Here is a 352-nt window from a genome sequence, read left to right as displayed (position 1 = left end):
CAGTACCATCGGCACGACCGGGCTTAACTTCTCTGTTCGGAATGGGAAGAGGTGGAACCCCGGTGTTATAACCACCTGAATATCTTTTTAGTCGATAATCGATAATGGATAGTGAAATAAATGTGATTTATTTTCAACTTCCAATTCTCAACGGTCAACTATATTGAGATGATGTAAAAGAGGAAGTAAAGACCGGTTATTTTCTTTTCTTGTTTGGATTGTGTGAGTTGAAAGATAACTTCTATAGCTAACCTTCAACTCACTCGAAGAAAGCGTGCGGGCAATTAGTACTGCTCGGCTATGACATTACTGCCTTTACACCTGCAGCCTATCAACGTTGTAGTCTACAACG

The 352-nt window shown here is 40.6% G+C and carries 2 rRNA genes; both read right to left on the bottom strand.

Annotation, left to right across the window (positions count from 1 at the left end):
* Positions 1-79 (bottom strand): 5S ribosomal RNA (gene rrf / locus D0T57_RS15390); the annotation flags it as partial.
* A 184-nt stretch (positions 80-263) separates the two neighbouring features.
* A 23S ribosomal RNA gene (locus D0T57_RS15385) occupies positions 264-352 on the bottom strand; the annotation flags it as partial.

The sequence above is a fragment of the Dysgonomonas sp. 511 genome (assembly GCF_010501105.1).
GTDB lineage: Bacteria > Bacteroidota > Bacteroidia > Bacteroidales > Dysgonomonadaceae > Dysgonomonas.
The sequence above is the reverse complement of the archived record's forward strand: the minus strand, read 5'-3'. Positions and strand labels throughout refer to the sequence as shown.